The organism is Dietzia timorensis (genome assembly GCF_020742175.1).
GTDB lineage: Bacteria > Actinomycetota > Actinomycetes > Mycobacteriales > Mycobacteriaceae > Dietzia > Dietzia timorensis_A.
The window spans coordinates 1-3,738 of the sequence record NZ_DYXM01000280.1 but is presented as its reverse complement, the minus strand read 5'-3'; the positions used below and the strand labels follow the sequence as shown (position 1 = coordinate 3,738).

Genomic DNA, 3,738 nt, shown 5'->3' with positions numbered 1-3,738 from the left:
CCACCTGCTTCCCGCCCGCGGTCGGCGTCGGGGCAAGCTGGGACCGGGAGCTCGCCGCCCGGATGGGAACCCGCCTCGGACAGGAAGCGGCAGCTCTCGGCGTGAACGTGCTCCTCGGCCCGGGGGTGAACATCAAACGCTCACCCCTGTGCGGGAGGAACTTTGAGTACTTCTCCGAGGACCCGCACCTCTCCGGTGCCCTCGGCGCCAGCTACGCCGCCGCTGTCGAAGCGACCGGGATCGGCACCGCGGTGAAGCATTTCGCGGCGAACAACCAAGAGACCGACCGGATGCAGATCAGCGTGGCCGACGTGCGCGAGGAGACCGCGCGCGAACTGGCCGAGCTACAGGCCAGCGTCGCGCAACGAGTCGGTGATGCTGAGCGCAAGGACGTCAAGGCGTACAACGCCGCGTTGAGCGCTGGTTGGTCGTCCGATGAGCTGCGCAAGATCGGCTTCCCTGAGCCGGACAAGAAGGTGCGCGCGAAGCGTCGCGCCGCGCGTAAGCCTGCCGCGTCGGGCGCTCCCGCTGCGCCCGCGCCCGAGCCGGTCGAGGCGTCCGTCGATGCGCAGCATGTGGATGCGTAACGCTACCCTCTGACCACCTGTGGACGGCTCCGGCTATCGCCGGGCCGAACCCGCCCACAGGTGGACAGCGGGGCCCCACTTGTCCGCCCGCCCACAGGCCGCACCGTCGCGTTCACGACGCACGGTGCGGTTTCGTCTGTGCGGCCTGTGGACGGCCTCGCTGGGTGCGCTCCCCCTCCCCCCGATGCCGTGATGGTCACATACGAGAGAGCCCTGTCAAGGGCGCTTCGCGTCACTTCGTGATGCGGCGATGCCGCACCCTTGACAGGGCTCTCTCGTATGCAGAGCGGCTATCTATCGGGGGGAAGGAGAAGAACGGTCAGAACCGCCTACGGCGTGGTGACGGATGCCTGCTCGTCGTGCTTGGCGAGCGCGCGCGAGACGCTGGAAGCGCCGACGCCGAACGTGCGCGCAATCTCCGCGATACTCATGTCCTGGTCGCGCATCTTCACAGCAGCCTTGACCCGCTCGGGCGTCATCACGGACGGGCGGCCGCCGACACGGCCCTGCGCCCTCGCGTGAGCCAATCCCCGGCGGGTGTTCTCCCGGATCGTCGAGACGCGGAGCTGCGCGAGCACGGCCATGATGCCAACGATGGCCTCGCCCATCGGCGTCGAGGTGTCGACGTCGAGGAACGGTTCGGTGAGGCTGCGCAGGCGGATGCCGCGCCGGCCGAGGTCGCGGATCAGCTCGATAGCCATCAGCTCCGTACCGGCGATCCGGTCAAGCGCGAGGATCACGAGCGTGTCACCCGGACGCAGGTAGTCCAGGCACGCGACCCACTCGGGCCGGTCAGCGATCCGGCTCGACTCGCCACGGTCGACGAACACACGCTCGCAGCCGGCCTCGCGCAGCGCGGCCTCTTGCGAGTCGGGTTTCTGATCGCGGGTGCTCACTCGTGCGTAGCCGACCTGGCTCATCGTCCTCTCCCCCGGTGTCGATCCGGCGCGGGCGGTGTGCGCCGTCGCGCCTCGGTACTGTGCTCCGCTCCTGGTGTGGGTGCGGTCGGGAAGCTCGCACGGTGCAGCTCGACGTGCTCCGCGATCGCATCCGCGATGCGCGCGCGGGTGTCGTCTCGGAGAGTGCGCACCGCCGGCCCCTGCTGCGGGCCGTCGGTGCCACGCTCAAAAGGGACGATCACCCTCCCGAGCACCGAAGCGAGCCGGTCGTTCCGGCTCGTGGCCTGGCTGTAGAACCGGGCCTGCACGAACTCGTCACGCAGCGGCGCGCCTGGTGCGAACTGCGTCGCGTCGAGGCGGTAGCCGGCCTGCTCTGCGAGCTGCGAGAAGAACACGAACTGTGAGCGGGTGTTGCCCTCGCGGAAGCTGTGGATGACGTTCAGCTCGCCCCAACTCTCCGCTAGCTGGTCGACGAACTCCTTGCGCCCGAGGCCGCGCAGCAGATCGTGCGCGGCGAGCTTCGCGTACTCCGCCTCGGCCGCCTCGTTCATCACCTCGCCGCCGGGATAGTAGCGATAGGAGACGGGCGTCGGACTGCCGGGATCGAGCACGTTCGGGCCGTCCTTCGTCATCCAGCCATTCGGCCCGACACGGGGAACGCCAGCCCACTCGTAGCAATCTTGAAAGATCGCGGCGTGGATCGCCTTCATGTGGTCGTAGTCGAACCGGCCCTCGATCGGTGTCTCGGCAAGCTCCTGGATGCGTGAGTGTGCGTGAGCCTCCTCCAAGGTGCGCAGCTTCGCGGGGTCGGGTTCGCCGTAGGGCTTGCCCGGCGCGGTGAACTTGTTGCGTAACACAGACGTACCTGGGATGAAGTAGTCATCCCAGGTACGAAAGGTGGCACCGCGAGGCATCAGCCCTGCACATGGCGACGGATCGCAGCTCGCGCCTCATCCCCCGTCAGCTCGTGCCGAGCCTGCTGCTCCAAAATGGTGCGCAGCGCCGGGTCGGTCACCTCGTGGCCGGCCAGCGCGAGGGCGGCATCCGCGAACGCCAGGTGCTCGTCAACGACGGCCGGTGCCGGCCGAGCGGCGGTGATGGTGCGAGCCATGATGTGCCCCTTTCGTGAGGTGGTTCCAGTCTACCAGAGAGCAACCGAAAACGGTAGGTCTTATGTTTCGGTTGGCTTGGGTTTCGGTGGTGAGTTTCGGTGCGATCAGCCTCGGCGTGTCGAGCCTCCTCGGCCGCCTCGGCCGAGGGCACCGGAAACGATCGTTTCCGGATGACAGACACACGGGGGCCACGTGGACGCCCGCGTTGCATTGGCAGTCGCATCGCGGATCTGCGCCGGGAGCCCGCCAGAATAGGGGTATGGCACGAATGATTTTGGTGGCTGCGTTTGGTCGAAATCGGGTGATCGGCAACGGGCAGGACATTCCATGGCGACTGCGAGGTGAGCAGCAGCGCTTCAAACAACTCACGATGGGTCAGACGTTGGTCATGGGCCGCAAAACCTATGAATCGATTGGCCTGACTCTTCCCGGCCGAACCACTGTGGTGATAACCCGACAACGGGACTGGACTGCCGATGGTGTCGTGGTGGCGCATTCCTTCGAGGAAGCGTTGGCCGCATGCCGGACCGATGACGTATTCATCGCCGGAGGGGAGCAGGTTTACCGTCAAGCTCTCGGGATTGCTGACCAGCTTGAGTTGACCGAAGTCGATCAGGAACCCGCCGGCGATGTCTTCTTTCCTGAGGTTGACCCGACGGTGTGGCGTGAGACGGCAAGGATCCCACAGGAGGGCTATACCTTCGTCTCCTACGATCGGAAGCTCCCCTTCCATTGACGGATTGGCCCACTCAGCCCGGCCGAAAACCTCTGCCGGAATCACGTAGTGGCGCACGTTAGTGGCACCCGGTCAGGTGAAGGTGAGAGCGCTGTGCCAGAAACGATCGTTTGCGGCAGGCTTCGGGCCGGCCTATACGCTGGCCCGGTGACACAGGAAAGCTCGAAGCCGTCGCGGTGGCACCGTGCAACGCTCGCGCTCGGCAAGCGCGTGCGGCGGCCCGCCGGCCCGATTCTCGCCGGTGCCAGCACATTGCTCGGCATGTTGGTGGGATTGGCTCTGTTGCAAAAATCGTGAAGCTTGAGCATGCTTGGCGGAGATTGGACGGACGGAACGATGACGGATTTCAAGTGGCGCCATTTCCAGGGTGATGTGATCCTGTGGGCGGTGCGCTGGTATTGTCG

The 3,738-nt window shown here is 66.3% G+C and carries 4 protein-coding genes and 1 pseudogene; 2 read left to right on the top strand and 3 right to left on the bottom strand.

Annotated elements, in window-relative coordinates; all coding sequences use genetic code 11:
- A pseudogene (locus K8V11_RS14620) lies at positions 1 to 338 on the top strand (glycoside hydrolase family 3 N-terminal domain-containing protein); the annotation flags it as partial.
- A 578-nt stretch (positions 339 to 916) separates the two neighbouring features.
- Here K8V11_RS14620 and K8V11_RS14615 read toward each other — a convergent pair.
- From K8V11_RS14615 to K8V11_RS14605, 3 genes are read right to left on the bottom strand one after another with little or no spacing between them, the layout of a single operon-like run.
- Positions 917 to 1,507, bottom strand: coding sequence for a recombinase family protein (locus K8V11_RS14615; RefSeq protein ID WP_303915907.1), 591 nt, complete (start codon positions 1,505 to 1,507; stop codon positions 917 to 919).
- A complete protein-coding gene (locus K8V11_RS14610) occupies positions 1,504 to 2,343 on the bottom strand; it encodes a Fic family protein (RefSeq protein ID WP_303915904.1) in 840 nt (279 codons plus the stop codon). The genes K8V11_RS14615 and K8V11_RS14610 overlap by 4 nt, the downstream gene beginning before the upstream one ends.
- Before the next feature lie 56 nt (positions 2,344 to 2,399).
- Positions 2,400 to 2,597, bottom strand: coding sequence for a hypothetical protein (locus tag K8V11_RS14605; RefSeq protein WP_303915901.1), 198 nt, complete (start codon positions 2,595 to 2,597; stop codon positions 2,400 to 2,402).
- Positions 2,598 to 2,857: 260 nt separating this feature from the next.
- On the opposite strand from K8V11_RS14605, the gene K8V11_RS14600 reads away from it, so the two are divergent.
- Complete coding sequence (locus K8V11_RS14600; protein ID WP_303915899.1) at positions 2,858 to 3,334, top strand: dihydrofolate reductase; 477 nt, start codon at positions 2,858 to 2,860, stop codon at positions 3,332 to 3,334.
- Positions 3,335 to 3,738: the final 404 nt, after the last annotated feature.